12 protein-coding genes are annotated in these 15364 nt (G+C 36.9%); 2 read left to right on the top strand and 10 right to left on the bottom strand.

The genetic code is table 11. The features are described 5' to 3' along the window. Positions 1–30 precede the first annotated feature (30 nt). Complete coding sequence (locus ACEE75_RS04775; protein WP_449173554.1) at positions 31–984, bottom strand: DDE-type integrase/transposase/recombinase; 954 nt, start codon at positions 982–984, stop codon at positions 31–33. 214 nt (positions 985–1198) lie between these two features. On the opposite strand from ACEE75_RS04775, the gene ACEE75_RS04770 reads away from it, so the two are divergent. Together ACEE75_RS04770 and ACEE75_RS04765 are read left to right on the top strand one after the other, a co-directional pair. Next, positions 1199–2527: an alanine/glycine:cation symporter family protein gene (locus ACEE75_RS04770; RefSeq protein ID WP_447575259.1), complete on the top strand. Its 1329-nt coding sequence runs from the start codon at positions 1199–1201 to the stop codon at positions 2525–2527. A gap of 124 nt (positions 2528–2651) precedes the next feature. After that, the gene (locus tag ACEE75_RS04765) at positions 2652–3860 is read left to right on the top strand and encodes a cation diffusion facilitator family transporter (protein ID WP_447575260.1); all 1209 of its coding nucleotides are present in this window, start codon (positions 2652–2654) and stop codon (positions 3858–3860) included. A gap of 66 nt (positions 3861–3926) precedes the next feature. Here ACEE75_RS04765 and ACEE75_RS04760 read toward each other — a convergent pair whose 3' ends face one another. From ACEE75_RS04760 to ACEE75_RS04720, 9 genes are all read right to left on the bottom strand, one after another. After that, positions 3927–4760: a transporter substrate-binding domain-containing protein gene (locus ACEE75_RS04760; protein WP_447575261.1), complete on the bottom strand. Its 834-nt coding sequence runs from the start codon at positions 4758–4760 to the stop codon at positions 3927–3929. A 13-nt stretch (positions 4761–4773) separates the two neighbouring features. Continuing rightward, entirely contained in the window at positions 4774–5403 is a 630-nt protein-coding gene (locus tag ACEE75_RS04755; protein ID WP_447575262.1) for an amino acid ABC transporter ATP-binding protein, read from the bottom strand. An 8-nt stretch (positions 5404–5411) separates the two neighbouring features. Next, on the bottom strand, positions 5412–6053 hold the full coding sequence (locus ACEE75_RS04750; protein ID WP_354369069.1) for an amino acid ABC transporter permease: 642 nt from the start codon (positions 6051–6053) through the stop codon (positions 5412–5414). A 176-nt stretch (positions 6054–6229) separates the two neighbouring features. Continuing rightward, positions 6230–6565: a zinc ribbon domain-containing protein YjdM gene (locus tag ACEE75_RS04745; protein ID WP_447575263.1), complete on the bottom strand. Its 336-nt coding sequence runs from the start codon at positions 6563–6565 to the stop codon at positions 6230–6232. Positions 6566–6596: 31 nt separating this feature from the next. Next, the gene (glmS, locus tag ACEE75_RS04740) at positions 6597–8414 is read right to left on the bottom strand and encodes a glutamine--fructose-6-phosphate transaminase (isomerizing) (RefSeq protein ID WP_447575264.1); all 1818 of its coding nucleotides are present in this window, start codon (positions 8412–8414) and stop codon (positions 6597–6599) included. A 166-nt stretch (positions 8415–8580) separates the two neighbouring features. Continuing rightward, on the bottom strand, positions 8581–9141 hold the full coding sequence (lepB, locus tag ACEE75_RS04735; RefSeq protein WP_354369075.1) for a signal peptidase I: 561 nt from the start codon (positions 9139–9141) through the stop codon (positions 8581–8583). Positions 9142–9515: 374 nt separating this feature from the next. Beyond that, a complete protein-coding gene (pyk, locus tag ACEE75_RS04730; protein WP_354369822.1) occupies positions 9516–11018 on the bottom strand; it encodes a pyruvate kinase in 1503 nt (500 codons plus the stop codon). A gap of 78 nt (positions 11019–11096) precedes the next feature. Then, positions 11097–12107 (bottom strand): 6-phosphofructokinase, encoded by a 1011-nt coding sequence (gene pfkA, locus ACEE75_RS04725; protein ID WP_354369821.1) that lies wholly within the window; start codon positions 12105–12107, stop codon positions 11097–11099. 82 nt (positions 12108–12189) lie between these two features. After that, positions 12190–15294 (bottom strand): DNA polymerase III subunit alpha, encoded by a 3105-nt coding sequence (locus tag ACEE75_RS04720; RefSeq protein WP_427895556.1) that lies wholly within the window; start codon positions 15292–15294, stop codon positions 12190–12192. Between the last annotated feature and the right edge of the window lie 70 nt (positions 15295–15364).

The raw sequence follows: 15364 nt of genomic DNA, 5'->3' as shown, positions 1-15364 counted from the left end.
ATTTTGAAGTTATCCATTTGTTAAGCTTTACTAGGAGCTAGCTCCTAGTAAAGCTTTTCTGATATCGATAGGAGATTTCCAGCCTAAAGTCTGCATAGGGAGTCGATTGGATCGGTAAAGATAGGTTTTCATCTGCTTGATGAGATCGTCATAGGAATAGAAGGTCAAGTGCTGGTAGAAACGTCGATTGTCATTTCGATGACTGCGCTCCACCTTTCCATTATGCCTTGGTGTTCGAGGACGAATCAGCTTGTGCTCAATACCAAGTTCCTGACAAAGTAAGTCAAGTGGGTGAACGTGTTTGGTCTCTTTGAAATGAGTGAACTCAAAGCCATTATCCGTTTGGAGGATTTTGGGTTTGTACCCAAAGTGTTTGATCGCCATTTTGAGAAATTGAACCGTTGAGTAGGACGACTGCTCTTTGAAAGGGAATATAAAGCGTTCACGACTGGCTTCATCAATGACGGTATATTGGTAGAACTTGTCAGGAAGTTTACCTGTGTAGCAGTGAGTTGGTACGTATTTGACATCCATCTGCCACTTGATACCGAGTTTAGTCGGAGTATCATATGGTTTCGGTACATAAGGTTTTTGCTTTGTTTTAGGGGATTTGAAGAAGTCCAGCTTTCTCAAGATTCGAAAGAGTGAGCAAGGGTGCCTATGATATCCCTTGTTGGTTTTGAGTTTGTAGAAGATTTCGATGAGGGTTGCGTTTGGATTTCTTTTGATGCAGTTTTTAATCCATGTTAGCTCTTGCTGGGTATGAGCCTTTGGATGCGGTGTTAGAGGGCGATGAGAACGGTCTTTCAGCGATTCTTTTGTGCCATCGAATCGCTTATTCCAGCGCATGAGAGAGGCTTTTGAAACTTTGTATCGTCGACAGATGAAGGCGACAGAGGCACCATTTTGGTAGGTTTTAACCGCGTGGTAACGTGTTTCTAGAGTATGTGGTAAATAGCGAAGATTTTGTGATATACTAGTCATGAGAAGATTCCTTTTTGGTGAGTGGTGGTACTCTTATCATATCAGGGAATCTTCTTTTTGACTCCTAGAAGTCTCACATCTATTGTAACGCTACAATATCGGCTATTTTTAATAAAAGAGGGATTTGACAAGCGCCTTTTATTCGTGTAGTATTATAGGTTGGAAATATTTTCATAGCTTTTTCAAAAGCTATCATTTAGAAATAGGAGTTTATATGTTAGATATATTTTCTACCATTGACAGTTTTGTTTGGGGTCCTCCTTTGCTAATTTTATTGGTTGGGACTGGGATCTATCTGACTGTCCGACTTGGTTTACTGCAAGTCTTAAAATTACCAAAAGCATTTCATCTTATTTTTTCAGGTAGCGATGGGGAGGGGGATGTTTCTAGTTTTGCTGCCCTCTGTACAGCTCTAGCAGCTACCGTAGGAACCGGAAATATCGTCGGAGTGGCTACTGCTATTAAATTAGGTGGACCTGGAGCCTTGTTTTGGATGTGGACAGCTGCTTTCTTTGGGATGGCAACTAAATATGCTGAAGGTCTATTAGCTATCAAATATCGGACGACAGATGAAAATGGAGAAATTGCCGGCGGTCCTATGTATTATATCACCATAGGGATGGGAGAAAAATGGAAACCACTGGCTATAGTTTTTGCTATGTTTGGTGTAATGGTTGCCCTCCTTGGGTCTGGGACCTTTACACAGGTTAATTCTATCACTGATTCGATCAAAACATCTACTGGAATCTCTCCTCAAATTGTAGGACCTGTTTTAGCTATCTTAGTTGCTGTCATCATCTTTGGAGGGATTCAAACGATCTCCAATGTATCAACAAAAATTGTACCTTTTATGGCTGTCCTCTATGTTCTTGCAGCCTCTACTATTTTAATTGTAAATGCTGATAAACTAGGAAGCACTCTAGCACTCGTTATCCAATCAGCCTTTACAGGAAAAGCTGCAACTGGGGGCTTCGCAGGCGCTACTGTAATGTTAGCAATCCAATCTGGGATAGCACGAGGGATTTTTTCAAATGAATCTGGACTTGGTTCAGCTCCTATTGCCGCAGCTGCTGCCAAAACAAATGAACCTGTTGAACAAGGTCTAATTTCTATGACAGGAACTTTCATTGACACTATTATTATTTGTAATTTAACTGGTCTTGCCATTCTTGTTACTGATGGATGGAAAACCAATTTAAACGGCGCTGCTTTGACCCAATCTGCATTTTCATCGGTCTTTTCTGACTTAGGAGCGCATGCCTTAACAATCAGCCTTGTTTTATTTGCCTTTACTACTATTCTTGGATGGGGCTATTATGGAGAGCGTTGTTTCGAGTTCCTTTTTGGATCAAAATCCATTATTATTTACCGCATTATTTTTGTTACTATGGTAGCACTCGGTGCTTTTCTTAAACTAGAGCTTATTTGGATTATTGCTGACATCGTTAATGGACTAATGGCTATTCCAAACCTCATCGCTCTTCTGGTTCTCTCCCCAATTATCATCAAAGAAACTAAAAAATACTTTGATAAAAATAAATAATAAAATGAATGGCATGATTCTTATGGTTAAGACATGCCTTTTTACACGTCTAAATCTTATCATTTAAAATACCATTTATAAAATGATATAATAAAGTATTGCCATAACATTAAAAGGAGTTATCATGAGTCATAACCCAACAGACAATCTAAAACTTGCAGAACGCGGTGCCATTATTAGTATCACTGCTTATGTTATGCTATCTATAGCTAAACTTACTGTCGGCTATTTTTTACATTCCTCATCACTGGTTGCAGATGGATTCAATAACGTCTCTGACATCATTGGAAACATTGCGATATTGATAGGCCTAAGATTAGCTAGACGTCCAGCAGACTTAGATCATCGCTTTGGTCATTGGAAAATCGAAGATCTCTCTAGTCTCCTGACTTCATTTATCATGTTCGTCGTTGGGTTTCAGGTATTGCTTCAAACTATCCAGATGATTGTTAATAATAGTAAAACCGAGATTGACCCAATAGGGGCTATTGTCGGTATCATATCAGCTGTCATTATGTATCTGATTTACCTTTACAATAAACAATTAGCTAATAAAGCAAAATCGGGTGCGCTATTAGCTGCCGCTAAAGACAACCTATCTGATGCTGTTACCTCTATCGGAACTTCTATTGCTATCATTGCAAGTTCACTTAATTTTCCTATTATTGATAAGATTGTAGCTATTATCATCACCTTTTTTATTCTAAAAACTGCCTATGATATTTTTATAGCTTCTGCTTTTAGTTTATCAGATGGATTCGATGACAGTCATCTAAAAGAATATGAATTAGCCATTCTCCAAATTCCAAAAATTTCTCGTGTTAAATCACAACGAGGAAGAACTTATGGAAGCAATGTTTACCTCGATCTTGTCTTAGAGATGAATCCTGATCTTTCAGTTTATGAAAGTCATGAAATTACAGAAGAAGTTGAAAACTTACTCCGAGAGAAATTTAATATTTACGATATCGATATCCATGTCGAACCATCAAGTATCCCCGAAGATGAAATCTTTGAAAACATTTACAATAAACTTTATAAGTATGAAAAAATTATCCTCTCTCAAATTCCAGATTATACCGAACTCCTTTCTAAAGATATCATTTGGATTGCTAATGATGGACAGTCTTATCAGCTAACTCAACTGGATACAATTTTTACAGCTCAAACTAATGATTTTAGTGAATTTTCAATGGTATCAGTTAGTCAAAAAACAAAACTCATCACCTATACGTTAAACGGTGAAAAACACACTTCACTTTGGCGCCGACACGAAAACTGGCAACTTCTTTTTCATCAAATCACTACTTTAAGTCTGTCAAATCAAGAATAACTAAAATATCTCTCTTTTCATAAAAAAATAAAGACGTCAGATTTCACTTCTGATGTCTTTATTTTTTTAGTTCTTTACAGCATCGGTTGCCACATCTTCACCAAACCATTTATTTGAAATTTCTTGGAATTTTCCTGATTGGTAAAGCTTATTAAAGGCTTTATTAATATTTTCCACTAATGTTTTATCAGATTTACGGGCTCCGACAGCAAAATCTTCACCCTCAAATTCACTCTTAATAATATTGTACTGATCCAACTCACCTTCTTGTTGAAGATAATAATTAGCATACACACGATCGATCAATAAGCCATCAATACGATCTGATTTTAAATCAATCAATGCCTGTGTGAACGTCTCATACTGAGTAGCATCGTTATCTTTTACAATATCTTTCAAGACTTCTGGATTTGCCGTAAAAGTATCATAACCTGATGAACCAGATTGTGCTCCCAAGACTTTATCCTTCATTCCAGCAAATGTTGTGATACCTGAAGATTTCTTAGTGACTAAAACTTGCTCATTTTTCATATAAGAATTGGTAAACAAGACTTTCTCTTCTCGCTCACTTGTCTTAGAGTAACCATTCCAAATTAAATCAATTTTTCCATTATTTAATTCAGTCTCTTTCAAATCCCAATTGATAGGCTGCCATTTTACTTTGATACCATATTCTTCAAAAACAGCTGTCGCTAAATCAATATCAAATCCAACATTTTTTCCATCTTTATCCTTATATCCCATAGGAACAAAGGTATTATCAAAACCAATCGTGATGTTTTTTTCTTTCTCATAAGTTGACCATTTGTCCTCAGCAGTATCTGACTTACTGCCACAGGCAACTAAAACAAAGCCAGTCAACACGGATAGCATAACTAATAATAACTTCTTCATCTTCACAACCTCACTTATTTTATTTAGGATTAATTTTTAATATCTCGTCAGAAATATTTTCAGCAAATTGCATATCATGCGTTACCACAATTTGTGTAATTCCTGTCTCACGGTTTTGTAAAATTAACTTTTCCACTTCCTGCCTTAACTCAGGATCTAGAGCGCTCGTTGGCTCATCATAACCAATAATTTTGGGATCGATCATCATCGCTCTAGCCAAGGCAACACGTTGTTTTTGCCCACCAGATAAAGAGTGTGGATAAGCTTTGGCATGATCAGCTAGACCTAATCGCTCAAGTAAATCCATAGCCTTACTCTCAGCATCGCTCTTTGAAATATTCATCGTTTTAACTGGTGAGAGGGTCAAGTTATCAAGTACTGTTAGATGTGGAAACAACTGAAAATCTTGAAAAACAAATCCTAATAAATTTTTTGATTCTAAATGATCAACCGGAACAGACTCTCCCTTATAAACAACCTCACCTGAATCAATACTCTCTAATCCAGCTAGCATTCGAAGTAAAGTGGTCTTTCCTCCACCAGATTGACCAACAATCGCTAAAACTTTTCCTTCTGATACGGTCAAGTTAAAGTTCTCAAAAATTTTCTTATCTCCAAAGCTTTTGGAAATCTGTTTTAATTCTAACATAGATCACCTTATTTATAATAATTAAATTTTTTCTCTACACGTTTAGAGGCAACTGTCAACACTCCAATAAGTAAGAGATAGATTCCACCTGCAATAAACATTGGTGCTAGAGTAGCATCACGGTTAGCTGCTGTTTTACTTGCTAACAAAAGATCACCAACACCCAAAACATAGACAAGGGAAGAATCTTTCACAAGATTAATAATTTCATTAAATACACTTGGTAGGACAATTTTAATAACCTGTGGTAGGATAATATAGCGAATGGTTTGGAGCTGATTAAACTTCAATACTTTTGCCGCCTCATATTGCCCTTTTGGAATGGCCTCAATTCCTCCACGGAAAATTTCAGCAAAATAGGCTGCGTAATTTAAGGTAAAAGCTAAAATTGCTGCAGGCATACGATCAAAGGTCACACCAACAGATGGTAGGACATAGTAGAAAAAAATCAATTGCAATAGTAGAGGGGTTCCTCGCATCACCCAAACATAGACAGTTAATAGCCATTGTAGAGGCTTAAATTTTATCTGCATCAAAAAGGCCAAGGCTGCCCCTAATGGAATGGATAATATAATAACGATAAAAAATACTTGTAGCGTTACAAGAGCACCATCTAATAAACTGGGTAAAACTTCAAATATATAAGACATTGTTACTCCTAAAAAAACGATAACTACTATTATTATACCAAAAACATGAACATTTATACAGTTCTTTTTCAGGCTTTACTATTAATTTCTTCAAACCCTATAAATTTTTTCAAATACCAACACTCAATAAAAATTAGATAAAAAAACTAGGAACATTGTTCCTAGCTATAATCTTTCTATAGTTTTTTTACAAACTCTGATTTTAATTTCATTGCACCAAAACCATCAACTTTACAATCAATATTATGGTCACCCTCTACTAAGCGAATATTCTTAACACGTGTTCCCTGTTTTATATCTTTAGGGGCACCTTTGACTTTAAGGTCTTTAATAACTGTAACAGTGTCACCGTCAGACAAGCGGGTTCCGTTGCTATCTAGAACGACTAAACTTTCCTCTTCTTCTGATACTTCACTTGGTGACCATTCATAAGCACATTCTGGACAAACTAATAAAGTTCCATCTTCATAAACATACTCTGAGTTACATTTTGGACAATTTGGTAAAGACATACAAGCTCCTTTGATTTTTTTCTATACTATTTTACTCTACTGTAACGGATTTGGCAAGGTTACGTGGTTTATCAACATCAAGACCTCTTTGAAGGGTCGCATAATAAGCAATTAATTGCGTAGGGACTACCATTGCAATAGCTGATAAGAATGGATGAACACTTCTTACAGTAATGTCATCTCCTTCTTTAGCCATATTTTCATCTACAATGGTTAAAACATTTGCTCCACGTGCAACAACTTCTTGGATATTCCCTCGTGTATGAGCTGCTAAATGTGGATGATTTGAAATCAAAGCTAAAACTGGAACACCATCTTCAATCAATGAGATTGTACCATGTTTCAATTCTCCTGCCGCAAAGCCTTCGCATTGAATATAGGATATCTCTTTTAATTTCAAGCTCGCTTCCATAGAAACGTAATAATCACTACCACGTCCAATATAAAATGCATTGCGAGAGGTTGAAAGGAGACTGGATACTTTTTTCTCAATCAATTCTTTTTCAGAAAGACTTGATTCAATAGATTGTGCAACTAAAGATAGCTCATGAACTAAATCAAACGTCTCAGCCAAAGGATTTCCATTGGCATCTCCAACTGCTTTTGCTAAAATGGCTAATGTTGCAATTTGTGCTGTATATGCTTTAGTTGAAGCTACTGCAATTTCTGGACCTGCATGCAATAACATCGTGTGTGTTGCCTCACGAGAAAGTGTTGAACCTGGAACATTAGTAACCGTTAAACTTGGAATACCCATCTCATTTGCTTTAACCAGTACTTGACGACTATCTGCAGTTTCTCCAGACTGACTAATCATAATAAATAAAGGCTTCTGACTCAATAAAGGCATGTTATAACCCCATTCTGAAGCAATTCCTAATTCAACAGGGGTATCAGTTAGTTTTTCAAGAAAATCTTTAGAGGCGAAACCAGCATGATACGAAGTCCCCGCAGCTAGAATATAGATACGGTCAGCATCTTGCACAGCCTTAATAATATCTTTATCAATAGCAACTTGACCAGCTTCATTAGTATAAGCACTAATTAATTTGCGCATTACTGTAGGCTGCTCATCAATTTCTTTTAGCATATAATAAGGGTAGGTCCCTTTACCGATATCTGATAAGTCTAACTCTGCAGTATATGACGTGCGCTCTACACTATCACCAGCATAAGTCTGGATAGACACCTGATCCTTGGTCACCACAACCAATTCCTTGTCATGAATTTCCATAAATTCACTTGTTTCACGAATCATGGCCATAGCATCTGAACAAACCATATTATAACCGTCACCCAAGCCAATTAAAAGTGGTGATTTATTTTTAGCTACATATATGGTTTCTGAGTCCTCAGTATCAATTAATGCAAAAGCATAAGAACCTTCAATGACGTGAAGTGCTTTTCTAAAAGCTTCCAAAGTCGAAAGTCCCTCTTCTTCCACAAATTTACCAACCAAATGAACAGCAATTTCAGTATCCGTCTGACCTTTAAAGTGATGATTTGAAAGATAAGTCTCTTTAATCTCAGCATAATTTTCTATCACACCATTATGAACAAGCACTAGACGACCTGTCTCAGATTGATGTGGATGCGCATTATCTTCCGTTGGCTTCCCGTGCGTTGCCCAACGCGTATGACCAATACCTGCGGTACCTTGATCTTCATCTGTCAATTTTGCTTTTAATTCTGCAATGCGACCAACAGATTTGACCAATTTCCCTTTTTCTTCTTGAGATACCACAAATACACCTGCAGAATCATATCCTCGATATTCTAACTTTTCTAATCCTTGAATTAAGATATCTGTTGCATTGGTATTTCCAACAACGCCAACTATTCCACACATAAAATTTTACCTAGTATCGTTACTAGCCTCTCTATTCATATTTAAAATTGGTATAGTCAAAAAGACTATCCCGAACTACTTAAGTCAGTATATAACAATAAAACAAACTTGTCAACAATAAAAATTGGTATAGTCAATTTAGCATTAAAAAAAAGAGTAGCTACAACTACTCTACATCTAGAAAACCAAATTGACTTAAGGGGAATAACTTAAACGTCACAACACCTTTAATTTGACTCTTATCAATCAAGCCAAATTGACGGCTATCTTTTAAATTACGTCGATTATCATTTAAAACCAGATATTTTCCTTTAGGAATCTCACTCAAATCATGTTGATTAGAAATGGTAGCCAAGGTAAAGTCTTGAGTATAGGGAGATTCATTTGAAGCATCTGAAAGAAATGCCGATTTTAACTTCTCAATATAAGCCTGACTCTCAACAGAATTATTTAAGTAAAAAATATCATCCATATAGGTGACACTTTCCCCCTCACTAGCAATAACACGTCCAATATAAGTCTGATGGTTTACTTCATAAACGATAAAATCCTTATATTTAGGCTCCTGTTTAGCATGAACAAGTAAAATCTCATTTTCTTTAAAATAAGAATTTTCATCTGATGACTTTACTTGATAAGTAGAAAACACAAAAACCCTCAATAAAATCACTATTCCAACAATAAGAACACCAATTATCGTATTTGTAATCAAATCTCGTTTTACCATAACTTCTCCTAACTTTATGCTTACCATTATATCATGTTTTCTGATATAAAAAAAGTAAGCAAATTAAAGTACAGGCATGAAAATTTTCCCATCCCCTTTGCAATATCTGTCCCTCGCATGCGCATTGGCTTATCCTTGCCTTGTCAATATCTTATCAAAATGATTTAAGTAACAGACATATAAACCGTAACCACTTTATACCAAGACTAATTTTTGATTTGAAGATAAAAAAGAAACGACCACTTGATTCACTCTCGTACTTGGTTATGAGTCACCCACTACAGTTGATAATGAGGGCAAAATGCCTCAAAACAAAAATAAAAGCCAACTGCACAAGGATGAAACCTTGATACAATAGGCTTTTAAAAATCTTATTATTTTACAGTGCGGATACGCATTGTATTTGTACCACCAGTACCAACTGGTACACCAGCTACGATAACAATGTTATCACCTGATTCAACAAGACCGCTTTCAAGAGCAACTTTTTCTGCTACATCAAACATATCATCAGTTGATGATGGTTTGTCCGTAACAACTGGAATAACGCCCCAGTTAATCATCAATGATTTTTGTATTTTTTCATCAAATGTAATAGCCAAGATATCTGCATCTGGACGGTATTTTGAAATAGCACGAGCTGTTGAACCAGATTCAGTAAGAGCAACTACCAATTTAATTTCCATAGAATTAGTTGCATCTTTAACAGCAGAAGCCACTACTTCTGTTTTATTAGTACGCTCAAAGTTAGCTGAGTTCAAACGACCATACTCTTTAAGAAGAGTTTGAGCATTTTTGTCAATTGTAGCCATTGTACGAACTGACTCAACTGGGTATTTACCATTTGCTGATTCACCTGAAAGCATAGTTGCATCAGTACCATCGATAACAGCGTTAAATACGTCTGATACCTCTGAACGAGTTGCACGTGGCTTATCAGTCATAGTTTCAAGCATGTTAGTTGCTGTAATAACAGCTTTACCAGCTGCGTTAACTTTTGTGATGATCATTTTTTGATAAACTGGAACCATTTCAAATGGAACTTCAATACCCATGTCACCACGAGCAATCATGATACCATCTGAAGCTTCGATGATTTCATCAATATTGTCAATACCTTGTTGGTTTTCAATTTTTGAGAACAATTGAACGTGTTCATTACCAGTTTCTTTAAGAATGTTACGAACTTCTTCAACATCTTTAGCAGTACGAACAAATGAAATAGCAATAAAGTTAAGACCTTGCTCAAGACCGAAACGGATATCTGCGTTATCGCGTTCTGCAAGAGCTGGGAAAGGAATTTTAGTGTTAGGGATGTTCACACCTTTTTGCTTAGCGATTACACCATCATTTTCCACAACAACTTCAAATTCACGAGTTGCTTCATCTTTAGCTACAACAGAAAGACCAAGTTTACCATCATCAACAAGAACTTGACGACCAACTTCAACATCATCAAAAATATCAAGGCCACCAGCTACGTTCAATGCGATAACTTCTTTAGTTGACTTGATACCTTGTTTTGTAGCAACACGTAGTTTGTCACCAGTTTTGTATGAATATTCTTTTGCATCGTCTGCAAACAATTCTGTACGAATTTCTGGTCCTTTAGTATCTAGAAGGAAACCAACTTTTTGTCCTGCAATTTCTTCTGCACGACGTACAGTAGCCATACGCTCACCCTGCTCTGCATGGTCACCATGTGAGAAGTTGAAACGGAAAACGTTAGCTCCTTCTTTAATTAATTCAGCAATTTTTTGTGCTGAAGCTTCAACATCAAGTTTTTCACCCCAGTATCCATCTTCGCCGAATTTTTTACCACCACGGATTTCTACCGCAGGACCAAGTGTTGCAACGATTTTTACGCGTTTATTCATAATAAATAAAACTCCCTTTTATAGTTTGTCGCTAAACGACATAGTAATAACAAATGTAAACGAAATAAGATAATTTTCTTAATGAGCTAATTTGCGGTTCAAGTCAGCAAAGTCAAGACGTGCTTTATGCGGATTGTTAACAATAATCTTACCGCCTTCACCCAAGCTAAACAATGCATTTTCTTCTGCCGTACCAAGAATTGGGCTTTCTACCAACTCTTCGTTATGAATACCGACAGCCAGACCACCACGACCTGCTTTAAGTAAATCAACAGCATGTGCTCCCATCCATGATGCCAACACACGATCACGCGCACTTGGAGAACCACCACGAAGGATATGTCCAAGGTTTGTGACACGAAGGTCGCTAGTATCACCTGCTTCTTTTAGCTTAGCCGCAAAAGCATCACCACTCATCACACCTTCTGCAAGAACAATAATGTGATGATTTTTTCCAAGTTCATAACCTTTGTTAATAGTTGAAACGACATCATTGATATCAAATTCTTCTTCTGGGACAATGATTTGGTCTGCACCAGATGCAATACCTGACCAAAGAGCGATATCCCCAGCATTACGTCCCATTACCTCAACCACAAAAGTACGTTTATGACTTGATGAGGTATCGCGAAGCTTGTCAATCGCTTCTGTAGCTGTACTCACAGCTGTATCAAATCCAATTGTGTAGTCAGTACCCACAATATCGTTATCAATTGTACCAGGTACACCAACTGCAGGAAAACCGTGCTCTGTCAAACGCATAGCTCCGTGGTAAGAACCATCACCACCGATAACAACTACGCCTTCAATACCGTGTTTTTTTAATTGTTCAATACCAGCGAGTTGTCCTTCAAGTTTTGCAAACTCTGGATAGCGCGCTGAATAAAGGAAGGTTCCACCACGTGAAATTTTATCACCAACTGCACGTGAATCAAGTGGAAAAATGTCTCCAGCAACCATACCAGCATAGCCGTAGTTGATGCCGTAAACTTCCATACCTTCTGACATTGCTTTACGAACAACTGCACGAACAGCAGCGTTCATACCAGGAGCGTCACCGCCACTAGTCAAAACAGCAATACGTTTCATTTTGCTTGATACTCCTTTTTTATTTTTAACGTTTTTATTATAGCATATCTACTCTAAAATTGCTTACAATTTCTTATCTTTTTTAACGAAAAACCGTTTTCATAACGATTGTGCTTAATTCTTTTTCTAAATTTTCACTTTTTTGAACCAGAAAGTGCTGACTACGAATGGTCTCCTTACGATCACTGTAATGAATTAGTACGGGGATATTTCCTGGATAACGTGCTAAAATAGCTGCCACCTCTTGATCTTTGTCATGATTGACCATCTGAATCCAGAACTTTTCCATGACAACTAACTCAAGCTGATTGAGTACCATCTGCAAGCGCCCATCTCTTTCTTGAATGCGCCCGATCATATAATATAAGTTTCCTTCATTAAGTTGCTCTTTCAGATGGTGATATTGTTCTGGAAAAACCGTGACATCCAGTTTTTTCTGCGTATCACTTACTGTTAAAAATGCCATTTGTTGTCCTTTGGTTTTTGTTCGGATTAATTTTATCCTCTCTAGCTGGACAAGAATTGTTGCTTGTTGACCACTAGATAAATCGACAATGCGAGAAAATGGATGAACGCTGGTTCTCATCGCTTCTTGTAAAGGATGGGGGCTAAGACCGATACCTAAAATTTCTTGCTCAAATTGGTATTTCTCAACACTATTAAAATCCTCACTCTCAAGCCAATGGTAAGATGAATCCGCAAAAAGACTGCCCAATTCGTTGACAAAAATCAAAAGATGATCGAGGTTTAGCAAAATTTTCTTACGATTTTTTTCAAAGTCATCAAACAGTCCAACTTTTACCATCGTTTCTAGTATTTCTAACTTCTGATAGTTTTCTGGTAAGCGCATCAGAAAATCTTCAATACTCTTAAATGGCCTGTTCTCAATTATCCAATAGGACATTTCTTTGGGAACTGCTTTTAGGTGACGAAGGCCTAGTGTGATCTTTTCTTTCTGAATCTTATCGTGAAAAGGAATGGTGTTGATGCTTATCGAAGATAAGCTAAATCCTCTCTCTAAGGCATCATTTAAATATTCTGAGCTGGAGTAATTTAGCATCACAGCATAAAAAATATGGGGATAGTGCGTCTTAAAATATGCTAATTGAAAAGCTAAGGCAGAATAGGCATAGGCATGACTCCTATTGAAGCCATAACCCGCAAATTTTGCCATCATAGAGAAAAGATGCTCAGCTACTCCCAAATCTCGACCTAGCGCTTTTGCTCCAGAGATAAACTCTTGTTTCATGTCTTCCATATCTTTGATATTTTTTTTAGACATGGCGCGTCTTAAAAGATCTGCTTTCCCTAACGTAAATCCAGCATACACCTGAGCAATTTGCATGACCTGCTCTTGATAAAGCATAATACCGTAAGTTGACGCTAAAATAGGTGCGACCAAAGGATCAATCAAATCAACTTTCTCTTTTCCATATTTACGATTGACAAAATTGTCAGTGTAATCACTAGCCCCTGGACGATTAAGACTGGTGGTTGCTACAACTTCCTCAAACTTTGAAGGTTGAATCCTCTTTAAAAGATGAATAGCACCAGCCTGTTCAAACTGGAAAATTCCCTTGGTTTGTCCAGAGGCAAACAAACGTAAAGTAGCCGCATCTTCTAACGGTATATCTCTGATTGAAAAATCTCTACCTGTCTCTTCAACTAGAGCCTCTTGCATTTTTTGAAGAAAAGTCAAATTACGCAGTCCAAGAAAATCCATTTTTAATAGACCATTACTTTCAACAGCATTGGCATCGTATTGCGTAATGAACATTTCTTCTCCACCTTTAAGAGGAATATGGTTGGTGAGATTATCATCGCTCATCACAATACCTGCAGCATGAATAGAAGACTGTCTTGGTTGACCTTCTATTTTTTTGGCAATTTCAAATGCTCGTTGATACTCTGTTTTGCTATGAATGAGCTGACGAAACGATATATTCTTTTCATAGGCAGAGGCTAACGTATCTTTAAAACTAATTTTTTTAGTCAACTGTGTCAACTCATATTCAGTAGCTCCAAATCGCTTAAAGACATCACGGATAACCTGCTTTGCTCCAAAAGTAGAGAAGGTGACAATTTGAGCCGTATGATGACTTCCGTAACGGTCTCTGACATAGTGTAAAAACTCACTACGATAAATATCAGGCAAATCAATATCAATATCAGGCATGCTGTAGCGCTCAACATTTAAAAACCGTTCAAATAGAAGATGATTTTTTACAGGATCAATCCCCGTAATATCTAAAGCATAGGACACCAAACTTCCTGCTGCTGATCCTCGCCCCATCCCCATATAATAGCCACGACTACGACCAAAACGTAATAAGTCCCAAACAATAAGAAAATAATCATCAAATCCCATTTGATGAATCACATCCAACTCTTGATTGAGGCGAGTTTGATAAACTGAATTCCAAAGCCCCTTAGTTTTTAATCCTTCTTCTGAACGTTCTCTTAGTTCTATCACAGCCTCTTTTTCACGATTAAAGCGAGGCAATTTTAAATTGGTATCAAACTCATACTCGATTGTAGAAACGAGCTGTTCTAATTGTAATAAACTCTCAGGAAATCGCGCTCTAAATATCTCCTCCATTGTGGCTGAGGCATATAAAACTTGGTCTTTCGGAACTGATCCAATATCTTTTAATTGAACATTATCACGAATCGCTCTTAATACTTGCAAGCTTTCACGGTCATCATTACTATAATACCGAACAGTGTGAATAGGGATAGTCGGACGGTCGTATGCTAATTTGGGGCTATCTGATCGTAAGCCAATGTAACAATCTTTTGGCAGCCTTATCTCTTCTATTCCAGAAAAATAAGGTATGACAATCGCTAAATCTCCTAAAAATTCTGTCAAGGATTCCCATATTTTTTGTCCAGTCATTTTTTCTGTAGATAATTTCAACAGATTTTGATAGCCCTTAGTATTTAAGGCAATAAACTGAAAAGTGATTGAGCGGTCTTGATAAATCAAATCCATCTCAACTCCCAAAATAGGTTTCATCCCTTCTTTTTGAGCAGCCTTAATAAAATGATAAGCGCTATAAAGATTATCCTTGTCCATAATTCCGATATGGCTATATCCTAACTCTTTTGCCTTTTTGAGATAAGAAGGAATCGTAATTAAGCTATCCATAAAGGTATAGACTGTTTTAGTATCCAGTTGCGCAAACATAGAGCTCTCCTCATTTTTTCTTATCTCTTATTATACTATGAAAAAGAAAATAAAAACAAGACAAGACGTT

The sequence above is a fragment of the Streptococcus sp. 11273D007BT genome (genome assembly GCF_053547195.1).
This window is presented reverse-complemented; position numbering and strand designations above follow the sequence as displayed.